At 53.7% G+C, this 19,734-nt stretch carries 15 protein-coding genes; 1 reads left to right on the top strand and 14 read right to left on the bottom strand.

Translation table 11 applies throughout. The annotated features are described in order from the left end of the window. Nucleotides 1-269: 269 nt before the first annotated feature. Complete coding sequence (locus QGT73_RS07660; RefSeq protein ID WP_280122057.1) at nucleotides 270-734, top strand: hypothetical protein; 465 nt, start codon at nucleotides 270-272, stop codon at nucleotides 732-734. Between the two features lie 33 nt (nucleotides 735-767). Here QGT73_RS07660 and QGT73_RS07655 read toward each other — a convergent pair whose 3' ends face one another. From QGT73_RS07655 to QGT73_RS07590, 14 genes are all read right to left on the bottom strand, one after another. Further along, a complete protein-coding gene (locus QGT73_RS07655; RefSeq protein ID WP_280122056.1) occupies nucleotides 768-2,375 on the bottom strand; it encodes an MBOAT family O-acyltransferase in 1,608 nt (535 codons plus the stop codon). Nucleotides 2,376-2,428: 53 nt separating this feature from the next. Further along, the gene (locus tag QGT73_RS07650; protein ID WP_280122055.1) at nucleotides 2,429-3,754 is read right to left on the bottom strand and encodes a GDSL-type esterase/lipase family protein; all 1,326 of its coding nucleotides are present in this window, start codon (nucleotides 3,752-3,754) and stop codon (nucleotides 2,429-2,431) included. Beyond that, on the bottom strand, nucleotides 3,751-5,130 hold the full coding sequence (locus QGT73_RS07645; protein WP_280122054.1) for an SGNH/GDSL hydrolase family protein: 1,380 nt from the start codon (nucleotides 5,128-5,130) through the stop codon (nucleotides 3,751-3,753). Before QGT73_RS07645 ends, QGT73_RS07650 begins: the two co-directional genes overlap by 4 nt. Nucleotides 5,131-5,161: 31 nt before the next feature. Continuing rightward, nucleotides 5,162-6,289, bottom strand: a complete 1,128-nt coding sequence (locus QGT73_RS07640) for a chorismate-binding protein (protein WP_280122053.1) — start codon at nucleotides 6,287-6,289, stop codon at nucleotides 5,162-5,164. Next, a complete protein-coding gene (gene rimO, locus QGT73_RS07635) occupies nucleotides 6,283-7,599 on the bottom strand; it encodes a 30S ribosomal protein S12 methylthiotransferase RimO (RefSeq protein WP_425278391.1) in 1,317 nt (438 codons plus the stop codon). The genes QGT73_RS07640 and rimO overlap by 7 nt, the downstream gene beginning before the upstream one ends. Further along, on the bottom strand, nucleotides 7,596-8,564 hold the full coding sequence (ftsY, locus tag QGT73_RS07630) for a signal recognition particle-docking protein FtsY (RefSeq protein ID WP_280122051.1): 969 nt from the start codon (nucleotides 8,562-8,564) through the stop codon (nucleotides 7,596-7,598). Before ftsY ends, rimO begins: the two co-directional genes overlap by 4 nt. A gap of 161 nt (nucleotides 8,565-8,725) precedes the next feature. Next, nucleotides 8,726-9,415, bottom strand: a complete 690-nt coding sequence (locus tag QGT73_RS07625) for a hypothetical protein (protein WP_280122050.1) — start codon at nucleotides 9,413-9,415, stop codon at nucleotides 8,726-8,728. Nucleotides 9,416-9,558: 143 nt separating this feature from the next. Beyond that, on the bottom strand, nucleotides 9,559-10,746 hold the full coding sequence (locus QGT73_RS07620; RefSeq protein ID WP_280122049.1) for a thioredoxin-like domain-containing protein: 1,188 nt from the start codon (nucleotides 10,744-10,746) through the stop codon (nucleotides 9,559-9,561). Nucleotides 10,747-10,777: 31 nt separating this feature from the next. Further along, nucleotides 10,778-11,935: a thioredoxin-like domain-containing protein gene (locus tag QGT73_RS07615; RefSeq protein ID WP_280122048.1), complete on the bottom strand. Its 1,158-nt coding sequence runs from the start codon at nucleotides 11,933-11,935 to the stop codon at nucleotides 10,778-10,780. A 109-nt stretch (nucleotides 11,936-12,044) separates the two neighbouring features. Beyond that, on the bottom strand, nucleotides 12,045-12,743 hold the full coding sequence (locus tag QGT73_RS07610) for an FISUMP domain-containing protein (protein ID WP_280122047.1): 699 nt from the start codon (nucleotides 12,741-12,743) through the stop codon (nucleotides 12,045-12,047). A gap of 30 nt (nucleotides 12,744-12,773) precedes the next feature. Then, entirely contained in the window at nucleotides 12,774-13,688 is a 915-nt protein-coding gene (locus QGT73_RS07605; protein ID WP_280122046.1) for a hypothetical protein, read from the bottom strand. Nucleotides 13,689-13,721: 33 nt separating this feature from the next. Then, nucleotides 13,722-15,305 (bottom strand): RagB/SusD family nutrient uptake outer membrane protein, encoded by a 1,584-nt coding sequence (locus QGT73_RS07600; RefSeq protein WP_280122045.1) that lies wholly within the window; start codon nucleotides 15,303-15,305, stop codon nucleotides 13,722-13,724. A 15-nt stretch (nucleotides 15,306-15,320) separates the two neighbouring features. After that, entirely contained in the window at nucleotides 15,321-18,914 is a 3,594-nt protein-coding gene (locus tag QGT73_RS07595) for a SusC/RagA family TonB-linked outer membrane protein (RefSeq protein WP_280122044.1), read from the bottom strand. A 74-nt stretch (nucleotides 18,915-18,988) separates the two neighbouring features. After that, complete coding sequence (locus tag QGT73_RS07590; protein ID WP_280122043.1) at nucleotides 18,989-19,633, bottom strand: FecR family protein; 645 nt, start codon at nucleotides 19,631-19,633, stop codon at nucleotides 18,989-18,991. Between the last annotated feature and the right edge of the window lie 101 nt (nucleotides 19,634-19,734).

Here is a 19,734-nt window from a genome sequence, read left to right as displayed (position 1 = left end):
TATTCAATAGTTTTGAATACCATAAAGTTACAAAACTTTATGGACATAAAAAAGCCTCAGCTTGTGAAAGTTGAGGCTTTTGCTATTTTTTTTGAGAAATAGTTCTGCAACAACCTCTCCTGTCGCTACATTTACTCCTATGATATATGCACTGATATTTCGGCTTGCTTTTTTATTTGTTTAAGGCGCATGCGACGCGACATTATCGCACCTTTTCGAGCATCACGGGCCGTAACTTTGCGATATAACTTTTTAACACCGTTTTTGTCATGAAAAAGTCAGCTATCCTCCGCCCTGTGTCAAATAAAGCCTATATGCGTTTTGTCGAACGAATCCATATCGTAGTCACAGACTCAGCCAAACGCCGGGCCATGCTTGCCGCACTCGACAGCTATCTTGACGGCAACAGAGATACATATGACAGTGAACTCACGCCCGATTGTGTGATGGTGTTCGGCATGCTGCGTTTTGAGATAGACCTTGCCATGGCACGTTCGGCCAAGGCCCGTATGCGTGCACGCCGCTCCGAAAAGCCTGCCGACACACGCCAAAATCTCTCTCCGAAGAATGTGAAAACCGACAGTAACCACGCAGCCGCCCGGGGTGAAAATGTCGTGGACACAGAGGCCGAAAAAGCTGAATCCAAACTGTCGGCGTTGCTTAAATCGCGTCGTGCCCGCCGTATAGCCGCACGTATGACAAAGCCCAAGACCCGCTGGGGCCGGCTTGGCTAATGATGAACGACATACTGTGACAGCCCCCGTCGGCTAATATTGCAGGTAGATGAACGGCACGATGTCGCTTGAGCGCACCTGAATGGCCACAAAGAGGATGAGTGCGAGCGCGATGGCCTGGACTATGACCGGTGAGGCCATGAATCCGCGCTTGACGGGCGAGGTCACAGATGAGGGCAATATGTGCACAAAGTAGCCCACACACATGGCGAGCACTATGGTCATGTAGCTCTCGATAAACTGTGGCGCGACGGAGAGATGAAAGTCGTGGATAATCTGGTGCCACATCATGCCGACATCCTCCATCGAACGGGCGCGGAAGAGCATGAAGATGGCCGAGACAAGCAGAAAGGTCACTATCATGTTGACAACACGATAGACAGGGGCCATTCTCGACGGCACGCTCACCATCTCCACCTGCCCCGACTCGGTGACTACGGTCTCGGTGACAGTGCCGGCCGGGAGGAGTCCGCGGGTCATCTTGTGGATTACGAGCAGCACTCCGTGAGCAGCACCCCATATCACATACATCCACGACGCTCCGTGCCAGAAGCCGCCTATCACCATAGTGGCAAACTGATTGAAATATGAGCGGGCCTTGGAGCAACGGTTGCCGCCGAGAGGTATGTATACATAGTCGCGCAGCCAGGTGGAGAGCGATATGTGCCAGCGGTGCCAGAACTCGGTGGGATTGGCCGCCTTGAAGGGTGCGTTGAAGTTCTCCTTGAAACGGTAGCCGAGCAGGAGGGCTATGCCTATGGCCATGTCGCTGTAGCCCGAGAAATCGCAATAAAGCTGTATGGTAAACCCGAGCGAAGCCATGAGGTTTTCAAAGCCGCTGTAAAGAGCCGGGTTGTCAAACACGCGGTCGACAAAGTTGCCCGAGATAAAGTCGGCGATGACCATCTTTTTGATGATGCCGAGTATTATGAGATATATGCCCTCGGATGTCATCTCGCGCGTAGCCACGGGGTTGGCCTTGATCTGCGGAAGCATATCCTTGGCCCTCACCACAGGACCAGCCAGCAGGGGCGGGAAAAAGGTGAGGTAAAACAGATAGTCAAGCGGATTGCGGCACGCGTCGGAGTGGCCGCGGTATATGTCGACTATATAACTTATGGAGCGGAATGTAAAGAACGAGATGCCCGCCGGGAGCAGCACGTTGATGGGGTCGATATGGGTGGTGAAGAAGTCGTTGATGGTGGAGATGAGCAGGCCGAAATATTTGAAATAGGCCAGTAACCCGATGTTGACGGTGACGTTGACAGCCACGATGAGACGCATCGCCGCCGTGCGTCCGCGCGTGATGGTGCGTGCCATCTGCATGCACATACCGAGCACATAATCGCTCACGGCCACACCGAGAAGTATCAGGCAACACTCGCCCGAGGCTTTATAGTAGAAGTAGAGCGAGAAGAGTATCGTGAACAGCATCCGGGCCACACGCCACGGGCGCAGCATGCGGTAGACGAGCATGAACACGCTGAAGAGCACGAGAAACAGGCCTGTGTTGAACAGCAGCGGCTGACGGCTGTCATACAGGAGAAGATCGGCGAGACGGTCGGTGTCGACTCCGAGACCGTCAAGCAGGCTGAGGAGGGTATTGTATAGCCCGGTGAGATGTGAAAAGAATGTTTCCATTGAGAGGAATCTCCCCTTAAACTTTTAAACTCTTAACTCTAAACTCTTAATACTTAACGCAGAGCGTCCATGAGGGCGTCGTACAGCAGTCGGCCTTCGATATTGTAGCCCTTGACGGTGTGGTGCACGCGGTCCTTGGCAAAAAGTTTGTTGCTGATCCACGAGGAGCTTGCCCCGCGTCCGCCGGCCACTTCATACCAGTCATAGACGGCGATGCCGTGCTCCTTGCCATAGTCGAGGATTACGTTGCGCAGAGGTGCAATGTTGGGGTTGACCGAGTAGGAACGCGATGTGCGGTTGACGGTGCGACGCTTGCCGTTCTTGCCTTTTACCCTGACCTTTCGGGTCGTGGCCACGCTGCGGTGACACTCCATGGGTGTCGTGAGCAGCAACAGGGCGTCGGGATTGGCGGCACGTATGTTTTTGACAAGCCTGTCAACAGAATTTTTGAACGACGTGGTGTTGAGTTTGCCGAATGCTTCGTTTGTGCCGAGCGAGATAATTATCAGGTCGGGCGAAAGCGGTGCAATGCCGGCTCCGACATTGCCTATGCGGTTGTAGGTCTCATAGGCCGCGCCATTGTTGCCTATGGCGTGATAGAACAGTCCGGGACGGTCGCCCGAGAGCATGGCCCCGTAGACGGTAAGGTCGCCGGCCGACGTGAAGTCGATGGTGACATGGGTCTGGGGCGAGGGGAGCATTATCTGGGTGTAGTCGTGCGAGGGGATGGCACGGAAATCGAGCTTCTCGCCTGAGCCTGAGGTCACGCTTTTGACGGTCAGGCTGCCGTTGTGAAAGAGTGTGAGCGAACGGAACGGATCGTAATCGTCACGGTCGGAGGTGCCTATGGTAATCTCGGCCGAGGCTGTCATGGGACATATCGAGGTGCCGGTAAATCCCATGGTCTGACGCCATGTGGGGCTCATGAGCTTGACGGGATTCCAGGAGTTGCGGCTCTGAAACACATAGTCGTTGGGCTGGTTGGTGCCGCTCATCTTGAGCGGGCTCACGAGTCCGCGTCCGGCGTTGCCGAAGTCATATTGCAGCAGTTCGCGTGTGGTGCCCGAACTGATGTCGGCCTGGACGTGCGAGTCGCCTATATGTACTATCGACACCGGGCGGTCGCCGCTGGCGAGAAAAGCGTTGCGTAGCTGTGACCAGTCGGCCCCGTTGAGTATTATATGGTTGGCGTTGCGGTGTATGAACGACGGGATGGCTATGTCGATGTCGGTGGCCTCGTCGGGTATGACCACCTCACCCGTGAGCATTTCGACGGTCTCGGCGTCGGGCTCCGACGGGTTGACGGCAAAAGCTGCGGGGACGGCAAGAGTCCCTGCAAAAACAGCCGACAGGAGTATTTTGGCTAAAGTGATATTCATTGCAGACTGTGGCGGATGGCTTTATAGAGGGCGTCGGCCAGACGTGCGCCCCCCTTGTGGGTCATGTGTATGTAATCCTTGTTGATGAGACCTTCGTCACACCATTGCACTACGGCATCCTCGCCGCCCATGGCCTCGCGGGTGTCCCAGAAGAGGCAGTGGGCGCGTCGGGCCGCGTCGCGCTGGGCGTTGATCATCGCAGGAGCGGTGGCCATTGACCTTACGACGCCTCCGCGCTTCTCGCCGCGGTCACCCACACCCATCACGAGGATGTCGGCGCGCGGGTAGCATTTGCGCACATGGTTGATGACCTCGACCATGCGGCCCGAGTAGATGGAATAGTCCTTTTGGGTCGAGCTCATGGCATTGATGCCAAACTCAAGGATTATGAGGTTGTAGTCGATTTCGGCGGCCATCTCGCGACACAGCGTAGGATTGATTTTGGTAAGCGTTATGCCTGAGAATCCTCGTGACGACATGCAGTCGAGGCTGACGCCGCTCTCTCCGTCGAGCCATACGCCCAGGCCCACGAGCTTGGGCGAGGAGGTCTTGAGCTCAAAGCGTGAGGTGGTCCCCTCAATCTCTATGCACTGAACGGTGTCGGCAGCGGTGATATTGCGCTCTTCCCACTCCGAGTCGGAGGTTTTAACAGAGATTATGGAATTTTCAGGAGCTATAAACATGAATCGTGTGCGCGACCATGAGCCGGTGTGGGCAAAGGCCTTTGTGCCCTCGTAGGTGGCTGTGGCGTTGCCCGAGGGTATGGAGTATTGCTCGGCCAGGTCGAGATAGCGGGAGTCGGCTTTCTTGTTGGCCATATAGGTCTTCCATCCCGAGCCCCCCTGCTTGACCGAGCGGCGAAATCCGGGGAAGTCGGAGTGCATGCTCACATAGCCCACACCCTCGCCGCCGTATTGGGTCTGGAAGAGCTCGCGGAGGTCTTGCGTGAAGATGTCACCCTCGATGTAGCTGTCACCCACTACCGCTATGCGTGCCAGACGACCGTTGTCGAGAGCGTTTTTGAGCTGTATGAGTCCCACCTGGTCGGTGGTGTAATCCTCGAGAATCACGAGGTCGCCCTCGCGTGGAGCCTTGGCCGCGTGGATTATTGTGTCGATGGGCAGGGAGAGCACCGAGTCGCTTGCCGTCAGAGGATTGCGGGCCTCGGCTTCCTGCATGGCCCTGAGCAGTTCGGGGTCTATCTGCTCCTGCTCGGGATTGGTATGGTCTATGAGGTGTATTTCCTTGAGTATGTCGCTTATCAGCGAGAAGTCTTTGATGCGGCCTCCGCTCCATCTGGAGAGGGGGAGAAAAGAGAGGATGGCTATGAAGGCGATGGCGAGGAGTATGATGAGCGTCGGATTACCTTTTTTCATTGTAGGCGTAAGTATGGAAGGGGGGGATGTGTCAGAATTGTGCTTCGATCGGATTTTCGGTTATGTCGTACAGACAGTTGCAGAGGGCCTGCATCTTGCGCGAGGTCTCGTCCCATTCCTCGTCGAGAGTGGAGTGAGGCATGAGTCCTCCGCCGGCATAGATATTGTAGACCCATCCGTCACGGCCGTCGAGTGTGGCGGGGGCTATGAAAGCGCACCGCAGGTTGACAAACACGTGCAGCCGGCCTTCGGTCCTGACGCCAACTATGCCGCTGTAACATCTGCGCTGGTGTGTCTCGAGAGCGTCGATTTCGGCTATCGCTATCGGTCGCGGCCATCCGGCCACCGCGGGCGTGGGATTGAGGTCGTTGATGATGGCTCCGGCACTTCTGACGGTGCCGCGGCCGGTGATATGGGTGCAGAGATGTGTCACGGTGCCGGTGTGGAGGTCGGCGGGAGCTGTGCGTTCCACTTCGAGACCGTGAGAGGCGAGCACATCGCTTATGAATTTCACCACCAGCAGGTGCTCGTCAAGATTTTTACTGTTCCAGGCGTCATTGCCGTCGCCCGGCAGTGTGCCGGCCAGAGCCATAGAGCGGAGTTCGTCCGAGCCGGGCACGGTCTCGAGCAACAGTTCGGGCGTCGCTCCGAGCCACAGGCCTGTCTCGGGAGTGAAACTCATGTAGCGGAACGCTCCGGGCATGGACGAGAAATACTCGTCGGCCGTAGCGGTGACCGAGGTGGCCGAGAAGAGCGATTTATGACGCGAGAGCACCACTTTGCCACCGTCTTTTCTGAGCCGGCGTGTCATTACACGAAAGGCCTCGTCGTAGCTCACGCGGCGTGTCGAGGTGAGATAGGGACGCTCCTGGCAGCCGTCAAAACGGGCCTCGGGATGGGCGGCCACCCAGTCGATGAGGGCGGCCTCATCCATGTCGGACACGACTCCGGCCATGTAAGGCTCGTCGGAGGCAAAGCGGCTTATGAAGAAACTGTCGGCGGCGGCATCCTCCACGGGTGCGTGCGACTCGCCGCTGTCATCGGGGAGCGACGCCATGAAGCGCGCCCTGTCACAGTCGGGCAGAGCGTAGATGACAAAGGGTATGTTGTGTCGGAGGCACTCGTTGACGGCCTCTTCCTGAAGCGTAGTTATCAGCATTTGTCACAGGGCTCCCCTGCAAGTTCAAAGGGGTAGGCCGTCTTGATTTTTATGTTTGCAAATGTACCTTTGGTTAGCGGGACTGTCTTTTGGATGAGCACCTCGGGGTCCACTTCGGGCGAGTCATACTGCGTGCGGCCCACGTAGCAGTCGGCCTCCTCGCGGTCGATGATGACGCGCTGCACGGTGCCCACCTTGGTGTCCTGTATCTCCTGGGAGATTTCCTCCTGCAAGGCCATGAGCCGGCTCAGACGCTCCTGCTTCACCTCGTCGGGGATGGAGTCGGCATAGTGGCGGGCGGCATAGGTGTCGTCCTCCTCGCAATAGGCAAACGCTCCCATGCGCTCGAAGCGTTGCTCACGCACGAAATCCATCAGTTCGGCAAACTCTTCGTCGCCCTCGCCGGGAAAACCTACCATGAGAGTGGTGCGGAGGTGTATGCCGGGCACACGGCGGCGTATTTCGGCAAGGAGCGCGCGGGTCTCCGCGCCCGTGATGTGGCGGCGCATGTTGGCAAGCACCTTGTCGGAGATGTGCTGGAGTGCTATGTCGAGATAGCGGCAGACGTTGGGACGCGAGGCCATGACGTCGAGCAGCTCCATGGGAAACTCGTTGGGATAGGCGTAGTGGAGACGTATCCACTCGACCCCCTCGACGTCGGCTATGGCGTCGACGAGGCGAGCTATCTCCACGCGGCCGTAGAGGTCGCGGCCGTAGGACGTGAGGTCCTGGGCTATGACGTTGAACTCTCTGACTCCGCGGGCCACAAGCATGCGCACCTCCTCGACAATCTCCTCGACGGGTCGCGACTTGTAGCGGCCGGTTATGAGCGGGATGGCGCAGAAGGCGCAGAAACGGTCACACCCCTCGGCTATCTTGAGATAGGCGTGATGGCGGGGCGTGGTGAGCACGCGGTCATAGGGAAGCGAAGCCGGATGGAGCCGGGCCAGGTCGGTGGCCAGCGCGGGCCAGTCGGTCTTGCCATACCAGCGGTCGACCTCGGGGATTTCGGGAGGCAGCTCGGAGGGATAGCGTTGCGAGAGGCATCCCATTACGTAGAGGCCCTGTATGCGTCCGTCGGCACGCAGTTCGGCCCATTGGAGTATCTCGTTGATTGATTCTTCCTTGGCATCGCCGATGAAGCCGCAGGTGTTGATTACCACGTGCTTCTCGGCATCGGATGACAGAAATGTGTCGTCAGGCTCGACAACGTTGTAGCCAACGCTCTCGAGCATCTTCATCAGACGCTCCGAATCGACAAGATTTTTGGAGCACCCGAGCGATATTACAGCTACGGAGCCCGACATCACTTCTTATCGCCGAAAAGTGATTGAACGAACGAACGTTTGTCAAACACCTGCAGGTCGTCGATTTTCTCGCCCAGGCCGATGTATTTTACAGGTATCTTGAACTGGTCGCTGATGCCTATGACCACACCGCCCTTGGCAGTGCCGTCGAGCTTGGTGATGGCGAGCTCGTTGACCTGAGTCGCGGCCACAAACTGCTTGGCCTGCTCGAAAGCGTTCTGACCTGTTGAGCCGTCGAGCACGAGGAGCACCTCATGGGGTGCGTCGGGCACGAGTTTCTGCATCACGCTCTTGACCTTTGAGAGCTCGTCCATGAGTCCCTTCTTGTTGTGGAGACGGCCGGCGGTGTCGATAATCACGACATCGACATTGTTGGCTATCGCGCTCTGGAGTGTGTCAAAGGCCACTGAAGCCGGGTCGGCCCCGATCTTCTGCTTCACCACGGGCACGTCGGCGCGACGTCCCCACTCCTCGAGCTGCTCGATGGCGGCGGCACGGAAGGTGTCGGCCGCGCCGAGCATCACCTTGTTGCCGGCACGCTTGAACTGTGCGGCCATCTTGCCGATGGTAGTGGTCTTGCCGACACCGTTGACACCCACCACCATAATTACATGGGGGCGGTTGCCGAGGGGCAGTGTGAAGTCCTCGAGCGAGGAGCTCTCGCCGTTCTCGGCGAGCATCTCTGAAATCTCCTCGCAGAGCAGACGGTTGAGCTCGGAGGCTCCGACATATTTGTCGCGGGCCACACGGGCCTGGAGCCGCTCGATGATGCGCAGCGTGGTGTCGACACCCACGTCGGAGGTAACGAATACTTCCTCGAGGTTGTCGAGCACGTCGTCATCGACGGTCGATTTTCCGGCGATGGCGTGAGATATGCGGTCAAAGAATCCGCGCTGAGTCTTCTCGAGACCTTTATCAAGGGTCTCCTGCTTCTCTTTCTTGCGCGAAAACAGGTCAAATAGTCCCATATACTAAGGATGTGAAATTGAAATGCAAAGTTAGACAATTTTCAGCATAATAACAAAGAGATACAAAAGTTTCAAAACGACAAAGAGATACAGCCGTGGCGACGGGTGTATCTCTTTGCCTGTTATTTCGAGGATGTTATAATTTCACGGCACCCTCTTGTCTATCGGAGGAGGAAGTAATATTGTATGGCCGTGGTGCGGGGGGAGGAGAAAGTGACGTCGCCGGGCTTTTTGACCTGACGGCCGGGGGTGTCATCGATGTGTCCGCCATTTCCGGGGGTGTTCCAGAGTATGGAGTAACCTTTGTCGGTGGAGACGATACGCTGCGGGAGGCCGGCCGCCTTGTCGCCGAAGGCCACGCGGGAGCCTTTGAGATTTTTGCGTTTGGAGGGGGGAAGTGTGCCGCAGTAGATGGAGTCGGCCTGCGACTTGCCTATCTGGAAGTCCTGACGCACGTCGTAACGGTCTTTTTTGCCCGAGGGTGTCAGCGATGCCGAGCGGTGCTGCTCGGCGAGGATGAGATTACCGTCATAGTCCCAGAAGGATACATTGCCGTCCTTGGCGTTGACGGCTGCATAGAAGCGGCCGGTGTCAATCTTGAGTTTGCCGCCCCCTTCGGTGCGAGCGAGCGAGTCGGGCAAGGTAGAGTCTCCGAGCTGCAATTTAGGGGTGGAGGTGCCGGGACGGCTGCCTATATACTTTGTCACCTCGACCACTCCGGGGGAGATGACCGTGAGTTCAGTGGTGAGGGTGTCGACTGTGATTTTCGCGCCATAGGGGAGCGAGACTATCTGTGCGTGTGTGAAACATGAGCAGATGAGCAATGCCAGGGTAAGATATAACGGCTTCATATGATAAGAGATTGAATGGTGTAAAATAAGAAGGTTGAATATCGCCTCCTGCGTCACACAGGGGGTCGGTATTCAACCTTCAAAATTAATAAAAAACTCTTATATTTCTCTATTTCTCTATGTCACTATGATTCTTTTTTTTATCAGAGAACTTTTGAGAGAATTTCAGAGACCTTCACGGGGTCATGTCCGGCAAAGGCTATGCGTCCCTGCGGGTCGATGAGCACGATGAAGGGGATGCCGCTGAAGTTGTAGGCAGAGGTCACGTCCTTGAAATTTTCCTTTGCCACGCGCATCTGGGGCCAGGTCATCTTTTCCTGCTCCATGGCGAGCTTCCATGCCTCAGGGTCTTCGTCGACACTCACGGCCACGATGCCGAGACGGTCGCCATACTTCTCATGGAGCTCACGCACGTGGGGGATGGCCATGCGGCAGGGACCGCACCACGAGGCCCAGAAGTCGACCATGGTGTAACGGTCTTTGCCGAACTGGTCGGAGAAGCGTCCCTCCTTGCCCTCGGGGTCGAGCGCGGGGAAGTCGGCATACTGCTGACCGCGCACAAACTTACGCGCCTTGTCAATCACGGCCTTTATCTTGGCCACGCGTGCAGGCGAATTGTTGCCGCTCACCTTGGCCCATATGGCGTCGAGCTCGTCGTTGGAGTACTGAAACGGAGCTGACAGTTTCTGCCCCCATCTGAGCATGCTGATGTGATAGGCCGGATGTTCACTGATAAAATTTTCATCGGCCTCGACCTGAGCTTTGTTGGCAGCATCGTAAGCCTCCTTCAAGCGTGCCTTGCCCTCGTCGCTTTTGTCGCGGTTTTCATCTATATAAAGATTGTAGTGGGCTTGTCGGGCCGCTATGTCATAGGGAAACATCGCCGCCTGATACTGCTCATACTCCTTCTGAGCCTCACCGCCCTTGACGGTGACATTCTTCAGTTGATACAAGCCTGAAGTGCCGAAATAAAAGCTGGGGGGTACGCTGTCGATATGTGCGGCCGAGGTCTCGATAGCCATGTTCTCGACCATGAGGGGAAAGAGTCTGTCATTCACACCATCGACCGCCGAGCCATCAAGCGGAGAGATGCGCACCTCACAAAGCATGGGCATCTCCACAGAGCCTTTGATAACAAACTCACCGTCTCGCTCCACGGCACCGTCAATCTTATACCAATTCTTCTGCTCACGGCCGTCAGCGTTGACCAGCTCGACCTTGGAGCCGGCTTTGAGTCCGGGGAATTTACCTGTGATGGTGAAGCCGTCCTGCGCAAATGCCGAGAGGGCCGTCATAGCGCAACCCAAAGTCAATAATACTGTTTTTGTCATGATTATTCGATTTATTTCAGATTATTTCAGATTATTTCAGATTTTCTTCAAGATATTTGTCAATCTCGGCAGGGAGATTGGTCGAGCATACTATACGCCCCTGCGGATCGAGGAGTATCAGGCGGGGAATAGCCGAAAGAAGATAGTGCCGACCTACGGCTCCGAGCTGGTCCTGAGTCAGACGCAACTGGGTCCACTCCATCTTTTCCTTCTCCATAGCCTTACGCCATGCCGGCTCACTCTCGTCACACGAAATACTGTAGACATTCATCCTGTCGGCATATAGCTCGCGAATCTTACGTACGTGGGGTATGGCGTCGCGACACGGGCCACACCACGAGGCCCAGAAGTCTATAAACGTATATTTTCCTGACTCCACATAGTCGGCAAGATGCTTCACGGCCCCCAGGTCGTCAGTGAGGGCAAAGTCAGAGTAGACGCGTCCGAGACAATAATTTCTGCTCCAGTCGAGCGCGCGGCTGTTGAGATTGATACGAGCTGTGTCGGGACAAGCCTTTACGCTCTCGACCATAGCAACAAGCTCGTCCTCGTGATAGACAAATGTCTTCATCATCTCTTTGAACACGAGCACTGACGAGATGTGATAGTCGGGATGCTCTGTGATAAACCCGCGTTTCATGCGGCTCAGTCGGGCAGCGGTCTCATCTACCCTGGCCTTGTAGACAGCCATTGTGTCGGGGTTATCATTGGTTTCGAAATACTTCTCAGCATGACGGTATTCGGCATTTATAGCCGCATTTTCGGCCTCAGAGCAAGCACCGATATATTCGGCAAACTGACGAGCAGCGTCACCGCCCTGAACCTCGACCATGGTCTCTGGTACATATGAGGCACCGACACTGTCGAGAGGCTGCGTGAAATGCACTTTCATATCGGTGTTCTCGACCATAAGGCGAGGTTGTGTCACAGGGAAATTGCTTTTGCGATATACCGACAATCTGCAAAGAGTCGGCATCTTTACCGTCCCTGTAATTCTAAACGAGCCGTCGGTGCTGACCGTCTCGGCGATTTTTTCAGCATTCTCGCGCTCGACATTCATCAACACCACTCGTATGGAATCATTGACTCCGGGTATGGAGCCGCTAATGACAAAGCGGTCAGCGGCCATTGCCGACAAGCCACAGACTGCAGTGAGGGCAAGTGTCAGCGGTTTAATACAACATTTCATAAATTTTAATAATTATGGAATAAACACTATCGTTGAAAATAAGGACATAAGCCACGAGTATATCGCATACGCGCACGACTTATGTCCTTACATCTAAACCAAAAATTTATCAATCTGTCTTTGCGTCACGACACCAACGGACATTAAGAAGCGAGCCTTGCTCGATCGCACTGCGCTGCACACCGTTGTTGCCGAATATCACTTTGCGGTAATAAGCAGTCTCTTTGCCGCTCTTGTTTTCACCGACTGTGGATGTCCAATAGTAGCCATATTCTTTTATTCTATCGAGGTTCTTATTGATCCATCCGAATGACCTGACTCCGATCATGCATCCGCCCAGGAGCAGTCCAAGCTGAGAGCCGGAGTCTTTGGCCATCAACGCCTCACCCACATTACCTCTGAGACCGTAGGTGTCAACATCGTCAGAACCAAGTGCACGTTCAAGATTTTTCCAGTCCTCATCGGTAGGTATTCTCCATCCGTCAGGCACACAAGCCATAGCATCCTCCCAGGTGAGCAAATTACCGTAAACCGGCATATACTCATTAATTACATAATCCTCTTGACCTTCAAGCGGTGTAGTCCACCACTGCTCATCAAAAAACGTGTATTCATACATTGGCACACCATTACGCGCGTTAGATGTGGTCCAGTCAAGATTGCCGATGCGCACCCAGCCATACTCGTTGCCTTCATCGTCGGTCATAGTGCCGGATGCTGTGGGGGCGGTCACCTTGTCATTGTCATCACTACATGAGGCAAAAGCCACAGGCAGCAAAGCTATAATCAGATATAATATTTTCTTCATAATCGAATCTTAGTTAAATTGGGAATGTAATCAAAACACATATCCGAGGCTCATAATGCCATTACGCACAGCATTGTATTTCTGAATAATCATAGGATAGTCGCCATACATCTCCTCCACTTCCTCAGGTGAATAATCCATGACCATAGGATAGAAGTCGTATTCAAAATCATACTGCATGTCGCAGAATGTATCATACTGAGGAGGATTCCATGAAAAATTCACCTGCAGGAAACCATACTCATAAAGGAGTGTCTCGTCAGTGCCATCCCAGTCGGGAATGACATCTGTCACTCTTGTTCCGGCATACTGGCCGGCCAATTCGCGGTATTCCTCAAAGGCATCGTCTCGATAACTAATCATTGACAACAACATGGTCTTGCGCACACTCTTATAGAAATCATCGGCCTCTTCAATCGACATGTCCATGACATCACCTACATTTATAGCCCGACAACTCATATTGGCAAACGTGCCGGCCGGCTGAAGTTTCAGATAATCATATTTGGCGTACAGCAGTTTTTTGGCAGCAAGCACCGAGAACGGACGCAGTGGCTCTGAGAAATGGTCGAGAATACACTTCTCGACAAACTCGGCCGCGGCTATTTTCTCCTCATCTGTATCAAAGAACTCAAAATCATATAGAGAGACGCCATAGTTGGTTATGTTGTAGTTGAAATCAATTGTCTCTTCATGCCACACGTCATCACCGAAAGCATCCTTGCCGACATAAGTACGACGCAAAATATTGGAGAAAAGCAGATTGACCTTAGTCTTGTCAAAAAATTCCCTGCGTAAATCGGCCTCGGGACCGGTCTCGTCATCTGACACGCGATAGTGATTATCTTCTATGCGGGTAGGCTCAAGCAGTTCCTCGTCATCAGAGCAGGCCACACTTGACAGGCCTATGACTGCAAGAAGTCCGTATATGATAGTTTTCTTCATTATATTCTGTATTTAACCTGTTATTTATAAAAATCACCAGTCCCAATCATCATCATCGTCGTCATCCATATCCGGCTCTTCTGTACGTATGATTTTTCGCACAGGACGCGGATTGTTGCCGAGCGAAGCCTGAAATTCTCTAACCGGACGCGGTATGGGCAGAGTGTAGGCGGCATCATTCTTCTCGAGCCGGAACACTTCTATATGATCTATATCATTATAGTTATAGTAACAATGTCCATGCTCTATGATCTTTGACCAGGGATATGGCTGGCAAACGGTGTAACGACGCAAGTCAAACCAACGGTGTCCCTCAAGGATAAACTCGCGAGCACGCTCCTCGCGTATCAGGTCGATAAGGTCGTTCCCTGTCTGGTCGACAGTCACAGGCGAAGAATAGCGTGTGCGCATGAATGATTCCATAGTGCTGCGGGCAAGAGTCTCATTGCCGTCAAAAGCAGAAGCTTCGGCAAGGGTCAGATAAGCCTCGGGAGTGCGAAATAGGAACGTGCTCGATACATCGGAAGTAGTACTCCTCTTGCTGTACTGACCGTTACGCTTAATAAAGACGGGACCGATACCCAACTCCTCTGATTTGCCTATATACAACGTACCGCGCAAGTCATCATGGGCATATAAATTTACCATATCGTCCGAGACAAGATATGCCGGGCTATAAGGCCCCCAAATACTATATCCGTCACTAAATTCAGCCGCTATGGCGTAACCGCCCATAGAAAAAAGAGTCTCGGGCGAAGAAAGATACACACAATCGTCACCGGGACGCTTGCCTCGGAGCTCGAGGAGACGACTGTTGCAGTCAAGCACCTTGGAAGCGTAGAGAGCAGCATTTTTCCAGTCTTGCATATAGAGGTAGACACGGCTCTTAAGCAGAAGCACAGCAGGATATGTGGCACGGTGGAGAGTCTTGACCGGAGCATTAAGAAGCAACTCCTCTGCAAGAGACAGGTCATTCAGAATACTCTCATAGGTCTGTGCAAGCGAACCACGGCTATACTCCTTGTCTTCGATAATCTCACTGTGCTTCACAGGCACACCCGGAGTGGATGCGGCAGTGGCGGGATCGTAAGGCTGGGCATACATATTTGCAAGGAGGAAGTAATATGCTCCGCGCAGGAAAAATGCCTCACCCTTGATACGGCGTTTATTGGCCACATCATCATCGGAATACTCCGGCTGCTCGTCAATAAGATAGGCGACCATATTGCAGACATTTATCCTGGAGTATATCTTATTCCAATAAGCGTCATCGCCTCCCACGTATTTGTAGAGTTCGTTATAACCAATCTCCTGCTGCCATGTATAGTATGAATACATAGATTGAATATAGCCGTGGGAATCCTCTTTATTAAGCTGAGACTGAATAAGTTCATCGCCCATAAAGTGGAGGCAGTCTATGTCATCTCCGGCACGTCCGCTTGCCGACATACCTTTTGGCTGAAGATAGCCACTGCCGAGAAGCACTTCATCAAGGTCCTGCCATCCTTCTACCTTGGCGAGATCCTGGGAATATTCTGTAAGGAAGTCGGAACAGGATGTGAGCCCGAACATAAGAGCCGAGGCTGTATATATGATAGTTTTCTTAAATATTTTCATTGTTTCGGTCAGGATTTAAAATGTGACATTGAGACCAAACGAATAGCTCGGACGGTTGGAAAGCTGGATTGTGGTAAATCCGCCCTGTGTGGGGGTCTGCCCTTTGAGCTTCTTATCACACCAGGTGTGGAGATTATTGCCGGCTGCATGAATCTCGAGACGCGAAAGTCCGAAACGAGCCACCCATTGTTCGGGTATCTCATAGGAGAGATTGATGGTAGCGAGATTGAGATAATCGGCACTGACCACACGCGCATCGCTGTAATCATACATGTCCCAGTAGTTGTCGGCCAATATCTGGATGTTGTCAGCCTCTCCTTCATTGGAGCCGCCACCGGTCGACCAGTGATTGGAATACTTGAAGTAGCTTGAATGGCCATGGGCAATGATTGCGGGAATATTGGTGTAAGCCTCGTCGCCGGGATTGAGCCAGCGGTAAAGATAATCGCGGCTAAGATTGAGTTCGGGGCGTATTTCACCGGCGGTAGCGATTGTCGCACCATCAGCAGTACCTCCCGCGCTATACATGCCGAAAAGTCGAGTCTTGGCACCGAGGCTATAATTGAACGAAGCGGTGAAATAAAGACGCTTCCAGCGGAGACGGGTGCTGAAGCTACCCGACATGTAAGGCTCGCGTGAACCGGTGGCGACAAGCACATTGGTATATGTGTCATACTTGCTAAGTCCTACGAGATCCTGCATATGATCATACCAGTCGTCAAACATGGGTCCGCCGTCAACAGGACTGAGGCCGAGGAAACGATAGGAATAGAATGTGCCCACAGGCTGTCCCTTGACCACAGCGTTACCGTTGAGGAAGTCGGCCAATTCGTAGGATTCACCTGCGGGGAGGGTCTCCATAGAGTTGATTACACGAGAGAATGAACCTGAGATACTCCACTGCCAGTCGTGAGTCTGGATGGGACGTCCTGTAACAGAGATGCTGTAACCGTCATTGGATATATTGCCTCCGTTCACCACGTACGAACTATAGCCGTTGACCGTCGAGATACTCTTGGTCATGAAGGCGTCTTTGGTACGCTTGAAGTAGAGATCGCCCTCGACTTCGAGACGGTTGTTGAGGAAGGCAAGGTCGATGCCAAAGTTGACACTTGTGGTCTTCTCCCACTTGAGATCGGGGTTGGGATTGCGGCTTACTGTTGAGGTGAACTCACCGAAATAGCTGTCCATCGGGCCCTTCTGGATAATCATCACAGGCGACTGGCTGCTGAGCATATTGCCCTGGAAACCATAGGAGGCCTTGAGAATGAAACGGTCAAGCCATGTCTGCTGCTTGATAAAGCCAAGCTGTGCGGGGTCAAACGAAGCCGATACAGACCATATGGGGAGCAACTTGTCATTGGAACGGTCACCGAAGTTGTTGGAGCCGTCGATACGTGCGTTGGCGTTAAGAAATACCATACGACGCCAACTGTAGCTTGCGGTGGCATAGGCCGACACCATATTGGTCTTTCCGTCGGACAGCGATGGGACATTATTGGAAATCCAGGCCATGTAGTCGGGATATTTTTCCAGATCGATACCTGACACAAAAGTCATGCCGCGATCGGGATAGTAACCACGGTCGGTGCGGTTGTAACCCTTATAATTGGATGACTGAGCTTCAAAACCGAGACCGCCGCTGATGTTGTGTATCTCGTCCTCTCCAAAATACTTGTTGGCGTCGAGTTGCAGACGGGCTGTCCAACTGGTGTTTTTAACATGGTTAGTGGTAAGCTGTCCACCCTGAGGCATAACACTGTTGGATGACGGTTCAGCTCCATATTCACTATTACGCAACTCTGACGCATACCATGTACGCTCACCCCAGTAGTTTTCCATATCTGTGTTGCTGCGGGTGTATGACAATATGGCATATGCGCGCAACCAGTCGGTAAAACGGAATTTAAGGTTGGCGTTGAAAGTGAACGACGACTGGTCCTGATGGTTATAACTGTTTTCGAGCTCGTTGAGTATATTGAAGTTAAATCCATACCCCGAGGTGTTTTGCAGCTTTTTGTAATAATAAGGCTGCCCGAGCGGAGTATAGGCCGGGATAGCACGGCTTGACGAATAGGCATAGTTGACAGGGTTGATGCTCTCCTGGTTGTATTTACGTTCATTGACATTACCGTTGATGCCAAATGATGCTGAAAACCATTTGGAGAAGTTGACATCAAGATTGACCATCGCGCTGTAACGGCGATTGGTAGTGTTATTGATCACATCATCATTATCGGTATAGCCGAGTGAGGCGTAATAGGTGCCGCGCTCGCCGCCACCCGAGACACTTGCGTTGTGCTGCTGCGAGAAGCTGTCATGGGTGAGTAGGTCAAACCAGTCGGTATTGACAGTCTCGATATAAGCAAGCTCGCTATCAAACTGCTCTTGCGTGATTTCCTTATTCCACAGACGATACATCAGTCCTTCGTAACCTACCATTGCCGAACGAAAGTTATACTGGTATCTGTCAGCAAACAGTTCGCGCGAGAGTTGGATGCGCTCCTTTGAGTTCATGACGTCGACATCCTTGTCGGAGTAGTGGGGGCGACGCTTGAAGGTGAAGGTGTTATTGTAGCGTATCTGGGGCTTGCCTTCGCGGCCGCGCTTGGTGGTGATAACGATTACGCCGTTGGCGGCCTTGGTGCCGTAGAGAGCTGTGGCCGAGGCGTCCTTGAGGATGTCGAGACGCTCGATGTCCTGGGGGTTGAGGCCTGCGATGGCGTTACCGATACGGTTGACGTAGTCAGGGTCGTTGAGGTCTTCGGCCGAGATGGGCACGGGGTCGTTGACTACGATACCGTCGACTACCCAGAGGGGCTCGCGGTTACCGATGATGGATGATGTGCCTCGGATACGTATCTTGGGGGCTACGCCGGCCTCGCCCGAGTTGGACATGAACATGAGGTCGGGCACCTGTCCCTCGAGCATCTGGTCGATGGAGATAGCGTCGGGACGGATGATGTCTTCGGCCTTGATGGAGGTGATGGCACTGGTGGATGCGCGCTTGTCGATGACCTGATAGCCGGTGACAACGACGTCGCCGAGCACGTTGGTGTCGTCGTCGAGATAGACGGTCATGGGCTTGCCGCTCCATTTGACTTCGGCGCGCTTCATGCCGATAAAGGAGAAGACGAGTGTGGGATTTTTCTTGCCTTTGGCCGAGATTGTGAACATACCGTTGAGGTCGGTAGCTGTGGCGGTCTTGGGCGAGTCTTTAAACCATACGGATGCTCCGGCGAGGGGGTCGCCCTCCGAGTCCATAACCACGCCATTGATGATGCTTGTGGCCGGCTCGCGGGTGTCGCCGCCGATGGTCACGATGTTGTTGTTAATCTTGTAGCTTTCACCAAGTTTTGCGGCCACTTCCTTGATGACCTGCCCGGCGGTGCCGGTGGTGCGGATGGTGATTGCGGGCCATTTGGCAGCCGTCTCGCTCTTGTAGACGATGTTGAGCCCCGACTGTTTTTCGATTTCCTTCAGCACTTTGTCGGCCGACTGGTTTACGCAGTCGAGCGTGACTTGTGTGTCGGGCGACGAGGCAGCCATAGCTGCGTAGCTGAACAATGTCACGGCTACGCTAAGCATTAATGCTATTAACTTTCTCATGCAATTGCGTTTAATAAATGATTGGTTTATAAAAAATAATGATTGATAATTTCTAAGTACTCTATGTCAGAAATTTAAGGTGCGGATATGTTGATGGTATTTCCCTGTTGCCGTATGGTAAGATCTGTAATGGTCGAGAGAGCTTCGAGTGTCGGGCCGAGGGTGTCGTATTTGTTGAAGCTGCCCGTTATTTCTATCTGCGAGTAGTCGTCGCTGTCATAAATGACTGTCATGCCATACCATCGGGCTATGACGTCCATGACCCGCCGCAGGGGCCAGCCGGTGAAGTCGACCCGGCCGGTGTTCCATGCTTCGTAGGGGGTGAGGTCGACTTCGCTCACCGAGATGTCGCCGGCGTCGCTGATGACGGCTTGCTCTCCGATGGAGAGCATCTGCTCGTTGCCCGACCAGGAGGTGACTCCTACGCTGCCTTTGACGAGCACTACGGAGCAGAGGGTGTCGCTACGGGCCGAGACGTTAAATTCGGTGCCGTAGACTGTGGTGGTGGCTACGGGGGTGTGGACCACGAAGCGGCAGGCGGGATTGCGGGCGATGATGAAGTAGGCTTCGCCTTCGAGATATACGTCGCGGCTGTCGATGTCGAAGCGTTCGGGATAGACGATGCGGGTGTCGCGGCCGAGGTGTATGAGCGAGCCGTCGGGGAGTGTGAGCCAGAACTCTTTGTCGTGATAGGTGGTGACTTTGATTGCCTGAAGCATGTCGGCCACAGTGCGGTCGTCGCTGTCGGCGGTGGTGTGTCCGGGCGTACTGGCGGCGGGCTTACGGGCGTCGGCGGTGCGGACGGAATATTGTTTTTTTC

It is taken from the genome of Duncaniella muricolitica, assembly GCF_910574735.1.
Lineage (GTDB): Bacteria > Bacteroidota > Bacteroidia > Bacteroidales > Muribaculaceae > Duncaniella > Duncaniella muricolitica.
This window is presented reverse-complemented; position numbering and strand designations above follow the sequence as displayed.

Excerpts from the sequence above, each read along its gene's own strand:
- QGT73_RS07660 (WP_280122057.1), top strand. The coding sequence starts at position 270 with ATGAAAAAGTCAGCTATCCTCCGCCCTGTGTCAAATAAAGCCTATATG.
- QGT73_RS07655 (WP_280122056.1), bottom strand. The coding sequence starts at position 2,375 with ATGGAAACATTCTTTTCACATCTCACCGGGCTATACAATACCCTCCTC.
- QGT73_RS07650 (WP_280122055.1), bottom strand. The coding sequence starts at position 3,754 with ATGAATATCACTTTAGCCAAAATACTCCTGTCGGCTGTTTTTGCAGGG.
- QGT73_RS07645 (WP_280122054.1), bottom strand. The coding sequence starts at position 5,130 with ATGAAAAAAGGTAATCCGACGCTCATCATACTCCTCGCCATCGCCTTC.
- QGT73_RS07640 (WP_280122053.1), bottom strand. The coding sequence starts at position 6,289 with ATGCTGATAACTACGCTTCAGGAAGAGGCCGTCAACGAGTGCCTCCGA.
- ftsY (WP_280122051.1), bottom strand. The coding sequence starts at position 8,564 with ATGGGACTATTTGACCTGTTTTCGCGCAAGAAAGAGAAGCAGGAGACC.
- QGT73_RS07625 (WP_280122050.1), bottom strand. The coding sequence starts at position 9,415 with ATGAAGCCGTTATATCTTACCCTGGCATTGCTCATCTGCTCATGTTTC.
- QGT73_RS07620 (WP_280122049.1), bottom strand. The coding sequence starts at position 10,746 with ATGACAAAAACAGTATTATTGACTTTGGGTTGCGCTATGACGGCCCTC.
- QGT73_RS07615 (WP_280122048.1), bottom strand. The coding sequence starts at position 11,935 with ATGAAATGTTGTATTAAACCGCTGACACTTGCCCTCACTGCAGTCTGT.
- QGT73_RS07610 (WP_280122047.1), bottom strand. The coding sequence starts at position 12,743 with ATGAAGAAAATATTATATCTGATTATAGCTTTGCTGCCTGTGGCTTTT.
- QGT73_RS07605 (WP_280122046.1), bottom strand. The coding sequence starts at position 13,688 with ATGAAGAAAACTATCATATACGGACTTCTTGCAGTCATAGGCCTGTCA.
- QGT73_RS07600 (WP_280122045.1), bottom strand. The coding sequence starts at position 15,305 with ATGAAAATATTTAAGAAAACTATCATATATACAGCCTCGGCTCTTATG.
- QGT73_RS07595 (WP_280122044.1), bottom strand. The coding sequence starts at position 18,914 with ATGAGAAAGTTAATAGCATTAATGCTTAGCGTAGCCGTGACATTGTTC.
- QGT73_RS07590 (WP_280122043.1), bottom strand. The coding sequence starts at position 19,633 with ATGCTTCAGGCAATCAAAGTCACCACCTATCACGACAAAGAGTTCTGG.